Below are 17,842 nucleotides of genomic sequence, written 5' to 3'. Positions count from 1 at the left end.
TTTTACTTCCCCAGCGCGCTTTTCTTCGGGCTGGTCTGGCGCGGCTTGGCACGTTTGATGGTGCCGCCTTCGGTGACGCGCTCGTTCCCCTTGATCATGACCTTGGTGACGCTCGGGCGTTTGGTGCCGCTGGCGCTGGCCTTGACGATGGTAACTTCGCGCATGCCTTTGCCGGCTTTGCTGCTGCGTTCCTTGACCACTTCCACTTTCGGGCGGTACAGGACCAGCAGTTTGCCGATCTGTTGAATTGGCGCGGCATCGAGTTCGGTGCAGATGGTGTTGTACATCTCGACACGGGCTTCGCGGTCGTCGCCGAAGACGCGAACCTTGATGAGGCCGTGGGAATCGAGGCTGGACGAGATTTCTTTCTTGACCGAATCGGTCAAGCCCGCTTCGCCAATCATGACCACTGGCTTGAGCGCATGGGCTTCTGCGCGCAGGGCGCTGCGCTCGACGGGTGTAAGTTTAAGCATGGTATTTATTTAAAACCTTTTTTGAAATCCTTTAAAAGCAGTATTCTACGCGAATGGCAAAGAAAAAATTAAACAAGAACTGGTTACACGACCACATTAACGACCCGTACGTGAAGCAAGCGCAGAAAGACGGATACCGGGCACGAGCTGCCTACAAGCTGAAGGAAATCGACGAGAGCGAAAAGTTGCTCAAACACGGCCAGGTCATTGTCGACCTTGGTTGCACCCCGGGCAGCTGGGCCCAGTACGCGCGGCGCAAGCTGTCCGGCGCCGAGGGCGGTGGCATTTCCGGCACCATCATTGGTCTGGATATGTTGCCGATGGAGCCGATTGCCGACGTCGATTTCATCCAGGGCGACTTCCGCGAGGCTCGCCCGGTGCGCGAACTGAATGTGTTGCTGGCGGGGCGCAAGGCCGACGTGGTGATGTCCGACATGGCGCCAAACCTGTCCGGCATCCCGACTGCGGACTCGGCGCGCATGGAGCATCTGATCGATCTGGCGATCGAATTTGCACAGCTGCACATGAAACCGAGTGGCGCTTTGCTGGTCAAATGCTTTAAAGACATGGGATTCAGCCAGGTTGTGGAAAAGTTTCGCGCCGAATTCAAAGTCGTCAAGCAGGTCAAGCCGAAGGCAAGCCGCGACAAGTCGTCCGAGATTTTCCTGTTGGGGCGTGGCCTGAAGAACCCTGCCAGTGCAAATGCCATCGAACCCGAGCAATCTGCCCTTGATATTTGAGCTGCCAGCCGCACATCACACGCTAAGGGCTGCGTTAATGCAGTCCAAACTGTCCGCCCGGTGACGTTACCGCGCGCGACGAACCGCTAAAGTGGTATTTTCAGCGTGTGCAGCGGGGCGTGTGTGGCACCGGCTGCGCATTCCGAGTAAAATCGACGAGTAATATCGGCGTTCTGGTACAGGTAAAGATGCGCATCGCATCGAAGGAGTTTTCGTGAATAATATGTTTTCCAAGTCCGCCATCTGGGTGGTTGTCGCACTGCTGTTGTTCATGCTGTTCAAGCAGTTTGACAATCACACCGCCACTGGCGGCAGCAAGACCATTGCTTATTCCGAGCTCCTGGACGACGTCAAGTCGCGCCGGCTGAAGGATGTGGTCATCGAAGGCCAGAACATCACGGCAGTCCGCGCCGACGACAGCAAGGTGCGCGCAACCGCCACCTTGCTCGATCGAGGCCTCGTCAGCGACCTGGTCGCGAGCGGCGTGCATTTCGACGTCAAGCCGCCTGAAGAGCCTTCCTTCCTGCAACAAATTTTCATTTCCTGGTTCCCGATGCTGCTGTTGATCGGCGTCTGGGTGTTCTTCATGCGTCAAATGCAGGGCGGCGGCAAGGGCGGGGCATTCTCGTTCGGCAAGTCGAAAGCGCGCATGATGGATGAAACCAACAACACGGTCACGTTTGCCGATGTTGCGGGTTGCGATGAGGCGAAAGAAGAAGTCAACGAAATCGTCGACTTCCTCAAGGATCCGACCAAATTCCAGAAACTGGGTGGCCGCATTCCTCGAGGCGTGTTGATGGTGGGGCCACCGGGTACCGGTAAAACCTTGCTGGCGCGCGCCATCGCAGGCGAAGCCAAAGTGCCGTTTTTCTCGATCTCGGGTTCCGATTTCGTCGAAATGTTCGTCGGTGTCGGTGCCAGCCGTGTCCGTGATATGTTCGAAAATGCCAAAAAGCATTCGCCTTGCATCATTTTCATCGACGAGATCGACGCGGTCGGTCGCCATCGCGGCGCCGGTATGGGCGGCGGTAACGATGAGCGCGAACAGACCTTGAACCAGTTGCTGGTCGAGATGGACGGCTTTGAAGCGAGCTCCGGCGTTATTGTGGTTGCTGCCACCAACCGTGCCGACGTACTCGACAAGGCGCTGCTGCGTCCGGGTCGTTTCGACCGTCAGGTCATGGTTGGCTTGCCGGATATTCGCGGCCGTGAGCAGATCCTGAACGTTCACATGCGCAAAGTGCCAATCGGAACCGACGTCAAGGCCGATATCCTGGCCCGTGGCACGCCGGGCTTCTCTGGCGCCGATCTGGCCAACCTGGTCAATGAGGCAGCCTTGTTTGCTGCGCGCCGTAGCAAGCGCCTGGTCGAAATGAACGATTTCGAAGATGCCAAGGACAAAATTTTCATGGGTCCGGAGCGCAAGTCCATGGTCATGCGTGAAGAAGAGCGCCGCAATACGGCCTATCACGAGTCCGGCCACGCAGTCATCGCGAAGCTGTTGCCGAAGGCAGATCCGGTCCACAAGGTCACCATCATGCCACGTGGTTACGCACTGGGCTTGACGTGGCAGTTGCCTGAGCACGATGCACTGTCTGGTTACAAGGACAAGATGCTGGAGGAAATTTCGATCCTGTTCGGTGGTCGGATTGCTGAAGAGATCTTTGTCGGCCAAATGTCGACCGGCGCATCGAATGACTTTTCGCGTGCGACCAAGCTGGCCCGTTCCATGGTGACCCGCTTCGGCATGTCCGATAGCATGGGCGTGATGGTCTACGAAGACAGCGAAAACGAAGGTTTCTTCGGTGGCGCAACGAAGACTATTTCGGAAGCGACCCAGCAAAAAGTCGACGCCGAGATCCGTGCCATCCTCGACACGCAGTACGCCCTGGCGCGCCGCTTGCTGGAAGAGAATCGCGACAAGGTCGAAAAGATGACCAAGGCGCTGCTTGACTGGGAAACCATCGATGCAGAGCAGATCAACGATATCATGGCTGGCAATGAGCCGCAGCCACCAAAGGCGGGCACCGTCACCAAGCGCACGCCGCCGGCTGACAGTGGCTCAGGTGGTGTGTCGCCGAACGCGACCGCGCCAGCCTGATTCGTCCTCGTTTTTCCTGAAAGGCATCCTCGCGGATGCCTTTTTCTTATTGCAAGCCTCATTCTTCTCTCTTCATGCGTCAATATCTCCAATGCGGCCGCTTCGGCTTTACATTCGACAGCAAGGCTGTTGTGATGGGCATTCTGAATGTCACACCCGATTCCTTTTCCGACGGCGGCAGTTTCAACAAACTCGAGTTCGCCATCTCGCGGGCCGAAGAGATGGTTGCCGCAGGTGCCGGGATGATCGACATCGGGGGCGAGTCGACGCGTCCCGGCGCGCCTTCTGTCTCCATCGTCGATGAACTGGACCGCGTCATGCCGGTCGTCTACGCGCTGCAAGGGCTGGAGACGCCTCTGTCCATCGATACGTTCAAGCCGGAAGTCATGCGTGAAGTCCTGCTTGCTGGTGCGGACATGATTAACGATATCAACGGCTTTCGTGCACCAGGGGCACTCGAGGCGGTGCGCGACAGCGATTGTGGCCTCTGCATCATGCACATGCAGGCAACACCGCCAACGATGCAGCAGGAACCGCACTACGACGACGTGCTGGCGGAAGTCATCGCGTTCTTGCGCGAGCGAGTCGACGCCATGACGGCGTTCGGCATTGCGCGCGAACGTATTTGCATCGATCCAGGATTTGGTTTTGGCAAAACGGTGGCACATAATTATACCTTGTTGGCAGGCATCGCGCGCATCAAGCGTGAGCTGGGCCTGCCGGTGCTGGCGGGCCTGTCGCGCAAGTCGATGATCGGCGCCGTCGTCGGTCGTCCTGTCGAACAACGCCTCGCTGGCAGCCTGGGCGGCGCTCTGGCTGCGGTGGCGCAGGGTGCGCGTATCGTGCGCGTGCATGATGTAGCGGAAACAGTAGACGCCATCAAGGTATGGCAAACAGCAAGCTTGATTAACTAGATAAGAAAAGATACAAATGTCACGCAAATATTTCGGAACTGATGGCATTCGCGGGCTGGTGGGCGTTACGCCAATCACCCCAGATTTTGTCATGCGCCTTGGCCACGCGGCTGGCAAAGTGCTGGCCAAAGGCCGCTCCGGCACCGGGCATCCCACTGTCCTGATCGGCAAAGATACGCGCATCTCCGGCTATATGCTGGAAGCGGCGCTGGAAGCCGGGTTCGCGTCGGCAGGCGTCGATGTCATGCTGGCCGGCCCGATGCCAACGCCGGCCATCGCTTACCTGACGCGTGCCTTGCGTTTGTCCGCCGGTGTCGTCATTTCGGCGTCCCACAATGCCTACCAGGACAACGGCATCAAATTTTTTTCGGCCAACGGCACCAAGCTGCCGGATGCAGTCGAGCACGAGATCGAGGAAGCCATCGATCAACCGATGGATTGTGTGCCGTCCGAAAAATTGGGCCGCGCCAATCGCTTGCGTGATGCGCAGGGCCGCTACATCGAATTTTGCAAGGGCAGCTTCCCGAACGAGCTCGATCTGCGGGGCATGAAGATCGTTGTCGACAGCGCACACGGTGCTGCGTACGCCATCGCGTCGCACGTCTACCATGAGCTCGGCGCTGAAGTCATTTCCATCGGCGCGACGCCGGATGGTTTCAATATCAACGCTGGTTTTGGCGCCACCGCGCCGCAAGCCATGGCTGCCGCTGTCGTGGCGCACAAGGCCGATCTCGGGATCGCACTCGATGGCGACGCCGACCGCCTGATCATGTGCGACGCCACTGGACGTCTCTACAACGGCGACGAGCTGCTGTATGTAATGGTGCGCGACCGGATGACTGCCGGGCCGGTTGCAGGCGCCGTTGGCACCTTGATGACAAACATGGCGCTGGAAGTCGCGTTCAAGGAACTCGGTGTCGGCTTCGCCCGCGCCAAGGTCGGCGACCGCTACGTTCTGGAAGTCATGAAAGAAAAGAACTGGCTGTTTGGCGGCGAAGGCTCTGGCCACTTGCTGGCACTCGATAAACACACCACCGGCGACGGTATCGTGTCATCGTTGCAAGTGCTGTCGGCCTTGGTTCGTAGCGGCAAGACGCTGGCGCAATCGTGCGCCGGTCTGGTCCTGTATCCGCAGACCTTGATCAATATCAAAGTCGCATCGGATTTCGACTGGACGCAGAACGCTGCGATGGTCGCCGAGAAGCAAGCGGTCGAGCGCGAACTGGGCGACGCGGGCAGGGTGTTGATCCGCGCCTCCGGTACGGAACCGCTGATTCGTGTCATGGTGGAAGCGAAGACTGCTGAACTGGCTGAGACCAGCGCGCGCCGTATTGCCGCCAAGGTCGCGCAGTAATCTGGATGCGCCAACTGCATTGACGTACGCAGTGTGGCGCGTTATAATTTCGGCTTCGGAGTGTGGCGCAGTCCGGTAGCGCACCTGGTTTGGGACCAGGGGGTCCAAGGTTCGAATCCTTGTACTCCGACCAAAGTTTTAGTGAAACGGGCTGTCAATCTGACAGCCCGTTTTCACATGCGCGCGGTATATCTTGCCGCGCCAATTGATTTTACTGCCCATAGCTCAGTTGGATAGAGCATCAGCCTTCTAAGCTGAGGGTCACAGGTTCGATTCCTGTTGGGCAGACCAGTATTTTCGTTGCCCCGCGTACTGCATTTCGTTCAAGGAGTGTCCATGTCGCTCAATCCCCAGGAAACCTATGTTCTGCTCGGTGCCGATGGCGTTGCTACGCCCCTGCCTGGCGGAGACCAATTCTGGCAATTGCCGGAAGTTGATCTTGCGCATTGCGGTGACGGCTGGCTGGTGTCGGAATATTTGTTTGAAGCGAATTGGCACAGTTGGGAAATGCATCCGTATGCCGACGAGTTCGTGTATCTGCTGTCAGGTACGGCCACGCTCCATCTGGAACAAGCAGACGGCGTTCACATTATTGTGCTGGGCGGGAGCGGCGCCGTCATCGTGCCGCGCGGAATCTGGCACACGGCCAAGGTCACCTCGCCCTGCCGTATGTTGCACATCACGCGTGGCGCCGGCACCCAGACCCGGCCGGCATAAAGTTCGATTGCCCCCTAAGGCAGGTAAAAATATGCATGGTGAGAAATGCGGGGATGACGTGCCACACTGACGCCCCAGTTTTTACTTCCCGCGGGCGTTTGACGTGCAGCAAAGCCCGGCAGTTTGACGAGACTTAACCTGACTATCACAGCTGTCTTCTGGCAGTGCTTTTGATCAGGTTGTCATTATGTCTTCTCATTATTATTTTACAGCGCGCGTACTCTGCACGGTCTTCGCCCTCTGCAATGTGCTGGGCTGCGCATCCGACCTGCACCTGCAGGACGCGTCCACGGACGGCAACGTCGGGCAGAGCGCAGCACCTGTGACCGAAATGATCACAGAGCAACTGGTCGCGCAAGAAAAGGCCATTCAGGTGGTCCCATCCGGAATGAATTGGCGCGACCTTGTACAGCCTGATCCACCTCCCTACACGATCGGGAGCAGCGATATTTTGTCGATCACTGTATGGGACCATCCAGAGTTGGCCGGTGCCGGAATGGCTGCTGCAGCGTTCGATACCGGTGCCGCCGTCGCCAATACACCGCAACAAGGTTTCTCTGTTGATCATCGCGGTTCCATCCAGTTTCCGTATGCCGGGCAGGTGCAGGTTGCCGGCTTGACGGAAGAGGCGGCCCGCGACTTGTTGGTACGCAGGCTGGCAAAGTATATTGCGAGCCCCAACGTCACGTTGCGGGTACAGGCCTTCCGCAGCAAGCGGGTCTATGTCGATGGGGAAGTCAAAAACGCAGGTGTCCAGGCCATCAACGATTTGCCCATGACGTTGGTGGAAGCGCTAAATCGGGCCGGCGGTTTGCTGCCTACTGCCGACCAGAGCCGGATCTGGCTGGAGCGTGGAGAGGCCCGCTACAGCATCAATCTGCGCGAATTGGTCCAGAAAGGTGTCAATCCCGGCAGTCTGCTGCTGGCGCATGGCGACGTCGTGCGTGTGCATTCTCGTGAAGAGAGCAAGGTGTTCGTCTCCGGCGAAGTTGTTGCGCCGAAAGCGCTGACCATGCATGACGGACGCCTGACGCTCAACGAAGCGCTGGGTGAAACCGGTGGCATCAGTCCCCTCAGTGGCGATGCCAGGCAAATCTACGTGGTGCGCAAGACGCCTCAACGTACAAGGGTGTTTCAACTTGACGCTCGCCAGACCGGCTCGCTAGCGATGGCCGAGTCCTTCGAACTGCAGCCCAAGGATATCGTTTTCGTTGCTGCTACCCCCTTGGCAAACTGGAATCGCAAGCTCAGTCTTCTTTTTCCGGGCGCTTTAACGTCGGCCGTTGGCGTCAGCCGTCCCTGAAAGTGACGCGTATCAGGAGTCCTTCATGACTAAGCATGGTGAGCAAAATCCGTTGAGTAACTTTGTCCATAGTCCACCGATTCTCAGTGCACATTGGGATCCGCGACCGCTTGATTATGGCGATGATAGCCAGGTCGATCTGAAGAGTTACCTGAACACCCTGTATCCAAGGCCGACAATCCCGATGACGGCACGGCGTTCGTGAAACTTGTCGGTAAGATGCTGCAGGTAGGTCATTTTTTGTTCGTCGCGCATGGGAATCCTCGCCAGTACAGGTGGTGGGTTGAAAAGCATGTTTTAGATTCGGAAAGGCACAAATTTGCGTACACGCCACGTGGGCGCTTCGGGAAGCTCCGCAATCTCTGCCGCAGGGGGCGGCGGCGCTGGTGTCGCTGGCATGTACTCGATAACGATGGCTTTGACCATTGACTCGATCATGGCGCGCTCATGGGTATCGCAAGCCATCATCAGGCAGGTAATACAGGTGTCGAGGACGCTTGGGCGCAATGCGTTTTCTTTCATGCGCATGATGCGGGGATGCTCACTGGGGAACACGACGCCATCGGTGAGCAGTTCCTCATGCAATTTTTCTCCAGGGAAGAGCCCGACGAACTGGATATCGATATCGCCAGTCGGCTGTTGTGGCGTTTTTTCGGTGAGACCCGACAGCGCAAGCAGCGTGCGCGCCAGATCGACGATGCGTACCGGTTCGCCCATGTCGAGCACGAAGACATCGCCTCCTTTGGCCATGGCGCCTGCCTGAATGACCAGTTGCGCGGCTTCGGGTATCAACATGAAATAACGCGAAACATCGGGGTGGGTGATCGTCAACGGCCCGCCACGCGCGATCTGGCGCTGGAACAGGGGAATGACGGAACCGGACGAACCGAGCACGTTGCCGAAGCGAACCATGGAAAAATTCGTTGCCGCACTGTGCTTGGTGGCGGCGGCCTGGAATATCAACTCGGCGATGCGCTTGCTCGCCCCCATGATGTTGGTGGGTCGCACAGCCTTGTCGCTGGAGATCAGGACGCAGGTCTCCACGCCGTGTACGGCGGCTGCGCTGGCGATGACTTGTGCTCCCAGCACATTGTTGCGCAAGCCTTCAACGATATTGGCCTCTACCAACGGGACGTGCTTGTAAGCGGCGGCGTGATAGATCGTATTGACTTCGCACTGTTGCATCAGTCTGTTGACGAGGTCGCTGTTGCAGACAGAACCCAGGTGCGCCTCGACCTGAACCTCCGGAAAGCGCGTCGCGAGTTCCTGGCGAATGGTGTACAGCGCGTATTCCGAGTGGTCCAGCAACAGGAGTCGCGCCGGCGCCAGCGTGGCGATCTGCCGACACAGCTCGCTTCCGATCGAACCCCCGGCGCCTGTGACCAGAACGTTCTTGCCCCGCACGCAGCTGGCGAACAGCTCCATGCGTGGCGGCACCGGCGCGCGGCCTAGCAAGTCTTCAAATTTGAGTTCGCGAATGGAATCGCGCGGGGTGACCTTGTCGTCGGCCAGATCGACCAGCCGGCTCAAAATCTTGATGGTGACGCCAGGCTGCGCCAGCCGTTGCATGATGTCGCGCAGACGTTCTGGTGATACGGTGGGAATGGCGATGACGATCGAGCGTATGCCGAGGGCACCGACGATTTCTGTTTGCCGGTCAGTGTGAAAGACGCGCAGTCCGGCGATGCTGCGCTCGTTGAGCAAATGCTTGTCGTCAAAGAAGCACATGGGACGATATTCATCGCTGTTGCGCATGGTGAGCGCCAGCCGCGCGCCTGCTTCGCCTGCGCCATAGATGGCGACTGGCTCGCAATGAGGGCGCCGCCGCGCGCTGTGGTTGCGCAGGAAATTGCGGATACCGATGCGGGAAGTGACGACATAGGAGAAGACGATGAACCAGTAGATGGCGAGGGCACTGCGCGGGAATATTTCGTCGTTGATGGCAAACAGGACAATATAGGCACACAGCACGGCAATCGCCAGCGCAAGGCCTGTGACGCTCAGCAAGCGCTGGTCGATGAACCGGATTACTGCGCGGTAGAGGTCTGACAGGGAGAACGCTGCGATCGTGACCACCGCAACCAGGACATATGAAGCAGGGCCGTAGTGCATGGCCAGCTTCAGGTCGCCGCCGCGTAACATCATCGCAATCAGAAAGCAGAACGGCAGCGCCAACAGGTCTGCCATGACCATGACGGCGATTTTCGTGGTGCGATGTAGTGAAACCATGCCAGCACAAAATTGCATCAATACATTAGCGTGTGAGTTGGACATGGCGTGCGTCGCGTCGAAGGAGCAATAAAAGACAGGTGATTAATGCGGTGGCTGGTGAGTAGAATATGTTTGGCGCTGGATAAAGCGCTGGTAATTGGCTAAGTCTATGAAATCAATAAAATTTTTATGAGAAAAATCAACGTTGGAGAATTGTCCGGGAAGCTTTTTAATAATCGCTCGTTGCGTTGAAAATTATTATCACGCTCGGATGAAATAACCGGTTTGACAAGTGTCAACAGCACTCTTGGAATTAATTCTTTAAAAACAAATCGCGCGTGATGAGATATTGCGGAATATCACATCAGCGAGGCAAGGATCAGCATCTTTAGTGATGAGTTGCGCCAGTGTGCGTCATCTAACGGTAGGCGCGGCCGCGCTGACGTAAGATCGATCTGTGTGAGTGAGGCGCCACGGTTGGACTGTGTGGCCAGCCAAATATCTCAGCAGGTTAGCCGGTCGCCTCGAGGATCGGCACCAGATTGCAGAAGCGCACCCGATCGCGGGTGCGCCATCGCGGAGGCTGTGATGTCTACGATTACTTATCCACCGAAAGACCTGGTGCGGGCTTATCTGGCGCAGCGATGGCGCGAACGACGCCCGCCGCCGGCGCCGGAAGAGATCCGGCGCCGCCTCGGTTGGCCGTTGATGTTTCCCGAACTTAAGTTCGCTAACGGCAGCGGTCGCAAATGAGCGTCAGCTGTTTTATAAATGTAATCTAGGAGAAATAAGATGACCAATCGCATCGGTAACAAGGACGAGGCCCAACACCGCGGATATGAAGAAAAGAAAGCCATCAAGCGTATGAATATTGCGCGAGAAGCGGTCAAGCAGGCTGAAGCGAAAGCCAAGTACCGCAACCAGGTAAAGAATCAGCCAGCCGCAGCCTGATCGGTTCGCCGTACGGCCAGGCCCGCAAGCCCGCTTCGGCAACGATGCGGGCTTTTTTTTGCCCGCAGGGCTTGCCTGCCACACCAGGTCGTTTGCCGATATTTTCGCAGTCCACCGACACGCATACGCGATTCGCCGAAATGTCCTTTTCTGCACTTCGAAGGCGCGCTATTGTCAATCCTGTTGAGACCACAGGAGTCGCCGTGTCACCGCACATTTCCCGCCGCCGCAGCCAGACCATGGTCGGCGTTTCACTGATCATCCTCGGTACGGTCTTTTTCCTCGACCAGATGGATATCGTCGCCATGCAGGACGTGTGGCAATATTGGCCCTTGATGCTGGTGGTCGGCGGCCTGATCCGCATGACCGACCCGGCGTCGCCGCGCGATGTTTCATCAGGATGCTGGACCATGCTCATTGGCCTCTGGCTCTTCGCCAATTTTGAAGGATGGTATGGCATCAACTTCAGCAATAGCTGGCCTGCCCTGCTGATCGGCTGGGGGATCACGATGCTGCTGCGCCCGGTTCTGCACCAGCGCCTGGCCGGCAGGCAAACGGTCGCGGACGCGATCACGAAGGAGAACAAGAATGCGCTCTGAACGATCCCCGCGCGGCAGGTCGAGCCAGGTCGTGCTGGGCGTCCTGGCCATTGGCCTCGGCATCCTGTTTTTCCTGGATAACCTGGACATCGTCAATTTCCGTCACGCTTTGCCATTCTGGCCTCTGGTGCTGTTCGTGGTCGGCGTAGTCAAGATTTGCGATAGTGGCAGCCGCAATAGCCTGCTGGTCGGCGCCGCCCTCGCAGGGGCCGGCGTCGTGATGCTGCTCAACCGCCTCGGTTTTTTCTATATCAGCTGGCGCGCGCTGTGGCCGCTGGCGCTGGTCGCACTCGGCGCGGCGGTGTTGCTGCGCCCATCCGGGCGGCGCGAGGAAACGCTCAAGCTCGCCAAGGACAGCACAGAACAGGAGGACTACGTCGACGTGACCGCGATCCTCGGCGGCTTCCAGCGCCGGGTCGCCACGCGCAAGCTGCGGGGGGGCGAAATTACGGCGATCATGGGCGGCTGCGAGCTCGACATGCGTGAGGCGTCGATCGACGGCGAGGCCGTCATCCATGTCTTCGCAGTGATGGGCGGGATTACCATCAAATGCCCGATCGACTGGACCGTCGTGCTGGAAGGAACGCCGATCCTGGGCGGCTTCGACGAAAAAACCGTCCCGGCACCTGACAACCGCAAGCGCCTGGTCATCCGCGGCTATGCCATCATGGGTGGTGTCGAGATTCGTAATTGATGCAAGCGAGACTAGAGACCCGGTACAGCGCTCTGCTTGCGGGCGCAGCATGGATAATACTGGGCGCGGGCTTGGGTGCCTTGCTTACCCTGGGCGGTGGCGCTAGCTTGAGCGCATCCTTGCTGTTTGCCGTGCCGCTCACGCTGGTGTACGGCAGCGCCATCGGTTTTTCGGCTTATTATTTGTGTCGCGCCTATCCGCTGGCAAGCCGCAGTCCGGGCATGATCGTGCCGGTATTTATACTCGCTGCGGCTTGCGCGGCAATGCTGTGGAGCGCCGCCGGCATCGCCTGGCAGGACCTGTGGCTGATGCTCGCGCCAGGCATGATCGACCTGGGCATTGAGCGCCGCCGTCTGCTCATGGGCATGTTCGGCCTCGGCATGCTGCTTTATACGGTTGTTGCCGTGCTGCACTACCTGGTCATTGAATACGCCAGCGCACGCCGGGCCGAGCGGCGCGAACTGGAGCGGGCACTGCAAGCCCGCGATGCCGAGTTGCGCATGCTGCGCACCCAGATCGATCCGCACTTCCTGTTCAACAGCCTCAATTCGATCAGCGCGCTGACCGCGTTCGACCCGGCCGGCGCCCGTGAAATGACGCTGCGCCTGGCCGATTTTTTTCGCCACAGCCTGGGACTTGAGGCACAGGGCAAGGTGACGCTGGCGCAGGAACTGGCGCTGGTGAGCCACTTCGTCGCCATCGAACAGGTGCGATTTGGCACGCGCCTGCGCTTTGAGCCGCATTGCGGGGTCGGGGCCGACGCGTGTCTGCTGCCGCCCATGATCCTCCAGCCCCTGGTTGAAAACGCCGTCAAGCACGGCATCGGCGGCCTGCCGCAGGGCGGTTGCGTGCGGGTCACCGCCACCCGGGCTGGATCGATCTTGCGCGTCGTGGTAGACAACGATGTCGATCTTGATGTATCACCGGCACCGACACGCGGGCAGGGCGTCGGCCTGGCCAATGTCCGCGCCCGTCTTGCGACCGATTATGGCCACCTTGCCAGCGTGCACTGGCGCCGGACGGACACCAACTTTCGCGTCGAGCTGACGCTGCCGGCGCAAACCGGGGAGAAACCATGCGCGTAATCATCGTCGACGACGAACACCTGGCGCGTGTCGTGCTGCGCGAGTACCTGCGCCAGCATGCCGATATCGAGATCGTGGCCGAATGCGCGAATGGTTTCGAAGCGGTCAAGGCCATCGCACAATTGGCGCCGGACCTGGTCTTCCTCGACATCCAGATGCCCAAGCTCGATGGCTTCGAAGTGGCCGAACTGGCCGGCGCGAAAGTGCAGTATGTGTTCGTGACCGCCTTCGACCAGTTCGCCCTGCGCGCCTTCGAGGTGCACGCCATCGATTACCTGCTCAAGCCGTTCAGCCAGGCGCGCTTCGACCAGGCGCTCGCGCATGCCCGCGCACGCGCGCCGGCGAACGCCGGACCGATGCTGGCCGACGCTGCACAGCGTCACGGCCCCGTTACGCGCGTGCTGATTCGCGACGGCGCGCAGGTGCACGTGGTGCCGGCGGCCGATATCGATACAGTGGAGGCGCAGGACGATTACATCAACATCACGGTCGGCGCCAAGTCCTGGCTCAAGCATGCCAGCCTGTCGGAGCTGGAAAGCCAGCTCGACCCCGCCGCCTTTGTGCGCATCCACCGCTCGTGGATCGTGGCGCTGCGCGCGGTGGCGCGGATCGAGCCGGTGACCAAGGATACGTATTGCGCGGTGCTCAACAGCGGCGCGCGCCTTCCCGTCAGCCGCACCGGTTACCCGAAGCTCAGGCAGCTGTTGCGCTGACGGTATCCGTATCGAGTCCCCACCAGGCAGGCAGCAGGGCGCGCACGGCCGGCTGCGCAAAGCGATCGTCGATCAGGTACACCACGCCGCGATCAAACTCGGTGCGGATGACGCGCCCCGCCGCCTGTACCACCTTCTGGATGCCGGGATATAAATAGGTGTAGTCGTAGCCTGCGCCAAAGGTCGCCTGCATGCGCAGCCGGACCTGTTCGTTGACCGGGTTGATTTGCGGCAGCCCGAGTGTGGCGACAAATGCGCCGACCAGGCGTGCGCCGGGCAGGTCGATCCCTTCGCCGAACGCGCCACCCAGCACCGCAAAGCCGATGCCACGGCTGTCCTCGGTAAAGCTGGCGAGAAATGCCGCACGCTCGGTCTCGTTCATGCGGCGTGCCTGCAGCCAGACCGGAATTTCTGGATGGCGCTCGGCGAACAGACTGGCAACCTGTTCGAGGTAATCGAAGCTGCTGAAAAACGCCAGGTAGTTGCCCGGCGCGTCGGCGTACTGGTGGGCCATCAGCGCGACAATCGGCGCCAGCGACGCGGCGCGATGCTGGTAGCGGGTTGAAATGCGGTCGACGACGTGAACGGCCAACTGGCTGGCGTGGAACGGGGAGGCGACATCGATCCAGCCGGTGCTCGCTGGCATGCCGAGTGCGTCGCTGTAGTAATTCCAGGGACTCAGGGTGGCAGAAAACAGTGTCGTCGAATGGGCCTGTGCAAAGCGGGGCGCCAGGTAATGGGCCGGCACGATGTTGCGGATGCTCAGTGTCGAGCCGGCCCTTTCGGCGGGTGCCAGGTCGCACAAGGAGTGGGGGCCGAACGACTCCGCCAGGCGCGTGAAGTGCAGCGCATCGAAATAGAAACGTTGCAGCGCGGGTTCCAACGGCGCGGTGGCGTCGACCAGCAGTTCGGTCGTGGCGCTGACAGCCACCTGCAGGGCCGCGAGCAGCTTGTCGGGCAAGGCCGGCAGCACCTGGTAGGGCACGGGGTTGGCCTTGACCAGCGTGCCCCAGGCGCGATCGAGCTTGTCGAGCGCTTTTTGCAGCATCGCCGGTGCGACAGCCTTGGCTGCCTTGAGTGCCACGCGCTCGAGTGTGCAGGAATACATCGAGCGGGCGCGCGCCACCATGTTGTGGGCTTCGTCGACCAGCACACTGACGCGCCAGCCGTTGGCCTGCGCCAGGCCGTACAGCATGGCGCCCCCATCGAAATAATAATTGTAGTCGCCCACGATGACATCGCTCCAGCGCGTAATTTCACTGCCGAGATAGTACGGACAGACAGCATGCGCCAGGGCCACGTCGCGCAGGGTGGCCCGGTCCAGCACGCGCACGCCCAGTGCGGCAGCGCGGGCAGCGGGCAAGCGGTCGTAGAAGCCGCGTGCGAGGGGGCAGGATTCGCCATGGCACGCTTTATCGGGGTGTTCGCATGACTTGTCGCGTGACGCCAGTTCCAGCACGCGCAAGGGCAGCGCCGGATCGCTGGCGGTGATCGTGGCAGCGGCGTCGAGCGCCAGTTGGCGCCCCGGCGTTTTTGCGGCCAGGAAAAAAATCTTGTCGAGCTTGTGCGCCGGCGCTGCCTTCAGCGCCGGGAACAGGCTGCCGACTGTTTTGCCGATACCGGTGGGCGCTTGCGCCAGCAGGCAGCGTCCCGCCACCTGCGCCTTGAAGATGTTTTCGGCGAGCTGGCGCTGGCCGGGGCGGAAATTGGCATGAGGAAAGCGCAGCGTCGTCAATGCCGTGTCGCGCGCCGCCCGGTGGGCCAGTTCCTGTTCTGCCCAGGCCACAAACCGCGTGCACTGGGCGGCGAACAGCGCAGCCAGCTCGGTGGCCGTGCGGGTTTCGCGCAGGACCGTCTCGGCCTGGCTGCCGATGTCGAAGTAGACCAGCGCCAGATTCACTTCGGCGAGGCCGCGCGCGGCGCACAGCAAATGGCCGTAGACGCGCACCTGGGCCCAGTGCAGTTGCCGGTGGTTGGCGGGCGTGCGGGCCAGATCGCCGCGATGGGTCTTGATTTCTTCGATCAGATTCTGGTCCGGATCGTAGCCGTCGGCGCGGCCGCGCACGTGCAGCGGGCCGAAGTCGCCTGACAAACTCAGTTCAGTCTGGTAGTTGCCACCGCGCCGGCCGGTGACGATGCCGTGGCCGGCCATCCCTTCCTGCGCCGTGGGAGAAGGCGTGAAGCGCAAGTCGAGGTCGCCCACCTTGGCGGTAAATTCACACAAGGCGCGCACCGCCACGACGTAAGCGGCCATCTGATCGCGGCCACTCACGCTTGCTGTGCCCATTGAAGGTAACAGACGGCGACCGGCATCTGGTGCGCGGTGCAGTAGTCGATCCAGCGCAACTGGTTGTCCTGCAGGCGGTCGCCCGGGCCCTTGACCTCGATCATGTTGTAACGCCGCTGCGCGGGCCAGAACTGGATCAGATCGGGAAAGCCGGTGCGATTGGCTTTCACATCTTGCAAAATGCGCTGGCACCATTTCTTCAGGTGTGCCGCCGGGATGCAATCGAGCGCCAGGCCGAGCAGTTTTTCATCGAGGCATTCCCAAGCCACGAATGGCGAGGCGATACCGCGCTTGGCGGCAAAATTGCGCCAGATGGTGGCGCGGTAGCGCTCGTCGTCGAGCTGAGCGAAACAGGCGGCAAAATCGATGGCGCGGCGCTGGAAAAAATCGGCGCTGTACAGGTCGGCTGGCCCGCGGTGGAATGGGTGAAAAAAAGCGCCAGGAATCGCGCTGAAGATGGCTTGCCAACAGAGCAAGCCAAACAGCGAATTGATCAGCGCATTTTCCACAAAGAACACGGGCGCGTCGTCATTGGCAAGATGATCGCGCACGACGCCTTCGACCCACCAGCCGGCGCGTGGCATGGGCAGGCACAAATCCAGCCGTTCGACCGGCGTGGCCTGGGGTTTGGCCGGTTTGACGAGACCCAGTTTGCGCGCCAGGCGCGGCGCCATGCGCAGCAAGTGCTGGCGCTCGGCCTCGCTTTCGGGCGCCTGTTGGGCCTGTTCGAGCAGGGCCTGGGCGCCTGTGAACTGCGCATCTTTTTCCAGCACGCGGATGGCGCGTGCGCGCGCCCCGGGAAAGCGGCAGCGCGCATACACCGCATGGGCGCCGGGCCAGTCTTGCTGGCGTTCGAAGTGCTGGCCAATTTGAAACAGCAGTTTTTCACGCCGGCTTTCCAGCCAGTCGTTATCGAATGGTTCGGTGGGCAGCGCCTGCAACACGTCGGCAGCCGGTTCGGCAGCGGCGAAACGCTGTTTGCAGCTGTGCAGTGCCATGTAGTGGTCGATATCGCGGCGGCTGCGAAAGCCGCGTGAGGCCTGCGAGATATCGACCTGTTCATATTGAAATACGCCGAGGTCGGACAACACGAATTCGGTCCAGTCCTGGCTCAGGTTGCCAAAGAAAATCAGGCGCAGGCGGTCACACAGGGGTTGCACCAGGATGCGATAGGCACGGTCGTCCAGCTTGCCGGGCGCATGAGCGGCGGCGCCAGCGTTGCACCACGCCGAAAAGGGGCGGGCGTCGCCGACGGTTGCGCGCAGCAAATCGCGCTGGTCGAGCTTGCGCGCGGCCCGTTGCTGGCGCGGCATGCACAGCACCGCGGCCAGTTCCGGTTTCGTCAGTAAATTGAACAATTCGTCGAGCGAGATGACCGGGTCGGCGCCGATCCAGCCGGTCGGTGCCAGCGCTTCGGCGGCAGCGACCGGACAGCCGATTTCGGGATAGTTGAGTTTGGTGGCGCGGAACAGCTCGCCCTTGCGCATGACCATGCGGACAAACAATGCCCGTGCCGGCTGGGGCAGCGTGGGGAAGGTGGCGATAAACGCGTGCTCGTCTTCGGTCAGCAAGTCGCTGTACCGTTCGCCTATCCAGTCCAGCACCCGCTGAAAATTATCAAGGTAATAAAACGCGTTCTCAAGAACTCTGATCATGGCGGGAAAATGGGGCAAACTGGCTGACAACTGTGCTTTTATACA

Annotated in this window: 16 protein-coding genes and 2 tRNA genes; 14 read left to right on the top strand and 4 right to left on the bottom strand. The window is 60.1% G+C overall.

The genetic code is table 11. The features are described from left to right. Positions 1-2 precede the first annotated feature (2 nt). Entirely contained in the window at positions 3-473 is a 471-nt protein-coding gene (locus tag V6M87_RS21675; protein WP_332878742.1) for a YhbY family RNA-binding protein, read from the bottom strand. Positions 474-526: 53 nt separating this feature from the next. On the opposite strand from V6M87_RS21675, the gene V6M87_RS21670 reads away from it, so the two are divergent. From V6M87_RS21670 to V6M87_RS21635, 8 genes are all read left to right on the top strand, one after another. Beyond that, positions 527-1,213, top strand: coding sequence for an RlmE family RNA methyltransferase (locus tag V6M87_RS21670; protein WP_332878741.1), 687 nt, complete (start codon positions 527-529; stop codon positions 1,211-1,213). A 214-nt stretch (positions 1,214-1,427) separates the two neighbouring features. Next, positions 1,428-3,314, top strand: coding sequence for an ATP-dependent zinc metalloprotease FtsH (ftsH, locus tag V6M87_RS21665; protein WP_332878740.1), 1,887 nt, complete (start codon positions 1,428-1,430; stop codon positions 3,312-3,314). A gap of 74 nt (positions 3,315-3,388) precedes the next feature. Continuing rightward, positions 3,389-4,228 carry a dihydropteroate synthase gene (gene folP, locus V6M87_RS21660; RefSeq protein WP_332878807.1) on the top strand — a complete coding sequence of 280 codons (840 nt, stop codon included), beginning with the start codon at positions 3,389-3,391 and terminating at the stop codon, positions 4,226-4,228. A gap of 16 nt (positions 4,229-4,244) precedes the next feature. Beyond that, on the top strand, positions 4,245-5,582 hold the full coding sequence (glmM, locus tag V6M87_RS21655) for a phosphoglucosamine mutase (protein ID WP_332878739.1): 1,338 nt from the start codon (positions 4,245-4,247) through the stop codon (positions 5,580-5,582). Positions 5,583-5,638: 56 nt separating this feature from the next. Next, positions 5,639-5,715: transfer RNA gene (locus V6M87_RS21650), tRNA-Pro, on the top strand. 81 nt (positions 5,716-5,796) lie between these two features. Beyond that, positions 5,797-5,873: transfer RNA gene (locus V6M87_RS21645), tRNA-Arg, on the top strand. A gap of 45 nt (positions 5,874-5,918) precedes the next feature. Continuing rightward, on the top strand, positions 5,919-6,299 hold the full coding sequence (locus V6M87_RS21640) for a cupin domain-containing protein (RefSeq protein ID WP_332878738.1): 381 nt from the start codon (positions 5,919-5,921) through the stop codon (positions 6,297-6,299). Positions 6,300-6,486: 187 nt separating this feature from the next. Then, a complete protein-coding gene (locus tag V6M87_RS21635) occupies positions 6,487-7,602 on the top strand; it encodes a polysaccharide biosynthesis/export family protein (protein WP_332878737.1) in 1,116 nt (371 codons plus the stop codon). Between the two features lie 297 nt (positions 7,603-7,899). On the opposite strand, the gene V6M87_RS21630 is transcribed toward V6M87_RS21635, so the two are convergent. Continuing rightward, positions 7,900-9,876, bottom strand: coding sequence for a polysaccharide biosynthesis protein (locus V6M87_RS21630; RefSeq protein WP_332878736.1), 1,977 nt, complete (start codon positions 9,874-9,876; stop codon positions 7,900-7,902). 525 nt (positions 9,877-10,401) lie between these two features. On the opposite strand from V6M87_RS21630, the gene V6M87_RS21625 reads away from it, so the two are divergent. The 6 genes from V6M87_RS21625 to V6M87_RS21600 all read left to right on the top strand — a co-directional run bounded on the left by V6M87_RS21625 (position 10,402) and on the right by V6M87_RS21600 (position 13,855). Beyond that, positions 10,402-10,566 carry a hypothetical protein gene (locus V6M87_RS21625; protein WP_332878735.1) on the top strand — a complete coding sequence of 55 codons (165 nt, stop codon included), beginning with the start codon at positions 10,402-10,404 and terminating at the stop codon, positions 10,564-10,566. A gap of 39 nt (positions 10,567-10,605) precedes the next feature. Next, positions 10,606-10,764 carry a hypothetical protein gene (locus V6M87_RS21620; protein ID WP_332878734.1) on the top strand — a complete coding sequence of 53 codons (159 nt, stop codon included), beginning with the start codon at positions 10,606-10,608 and terminating at the stop codon, positions 10,762-10,764. 203 nt (positions 10,765-10,967) lie between these two features. After that, on the top strand, positions 10,968-11,363 hold the full coding sequence (locus tag V6M87_RS21615) for a LiaF transmembrane domain-containing protein (protein ID WP_332878733.1): 396 nt from the start codon (positions 10,968-10,970) through the stop codon (positions 11,361-11,363). After that, positions 11,353-12,057 (top strand): LiaI-LiaF-like domain-containing protein, encoded by a 705-nt coding sequence (locus V6M87_RS21610; RefSeq protein WP_332878732.1) that lies wholly within the window; start codon positions 11,353-11,355, stop codon positions 12,055-12,057. The genes V6M87_RS21615 and V6M87_RS21610 overlap by 11 nt, the downstream gene beginning before the upstream one ends. Before the next feature lie 107 nt (positions 12,058-12,164). Beyond that, positions 12,165-13,142 (top strand): sensor histidine kinase, encoded by a 978-nt coding sequence (locus V6M87_RS21605; RefSeq protein WP_332878731.1) that lies wholly within the window; start codon positions 12,165-12,167, stop codon positions 13,140-13,142. Continuing rightward, a complete protein-coding gene (locus tag V6M87_RS21600; protein ID WP_332878730.1) occupies positions 13,133-13,855 on the top strand; it encodes a LytR/AlgR family response regulator transcription factor in 723 nt (240 codons plus the stop codon). The genes V6M87_RS21605 and V6M87_RS21600 overlap by 10 nt, the downstream gene beginning before the upstream one ends. Here the strand turns inward: V6M87_RS21600 and V6M87_RS21595 are convergent. Both V6M87_RS21595 and V6M87_RS21590 read right to left on the bottom strand, forming a co-directional pair. Continuing rightward, a complete protein-coding gene (locus V6M87_RS21595) occupies positions 13,836-16,109 on the bottom strand; it encodes a helicase C-terminal domain-containing protein (protein ID WP_442920629.1) in 2,274 nt (757 codons plus the stop codon). The genes V6M87_RS21600 and V6M87_RS21595 overlap by 20 nt on opposite strands. 14 nt (positions 16,110-16,123) lie before the next feature. Next, complete coding sequence (locus V6M87_RS21590; RefSeq protein ID WP_332878728.1) at positions 16,124-17,797, bottom strand: VRR-NUC domain-containing protein; 1,674 nt, start codon at positions 17,795-17,797, stop codon at positions 16,124-16,126. Between the last annotated feature and the right edge of the window lie 45 nt (positions 17,798-17,842).

The sequence above is a fragment of the Massilia sp. S19_KUP03_FR1 genome, from assembly GCF_036688685.1.
Classification (GTDB): Bacteria; Pseudomonadota; Gammaproteobacteria; order Burkholderiales; family Burkholderiaceae_D; genus JALYUM01.
Note: the sequence above shows the minus strand (reverse complement) of the source record. Positions and strands in the feature narration are given on the sequence as shown.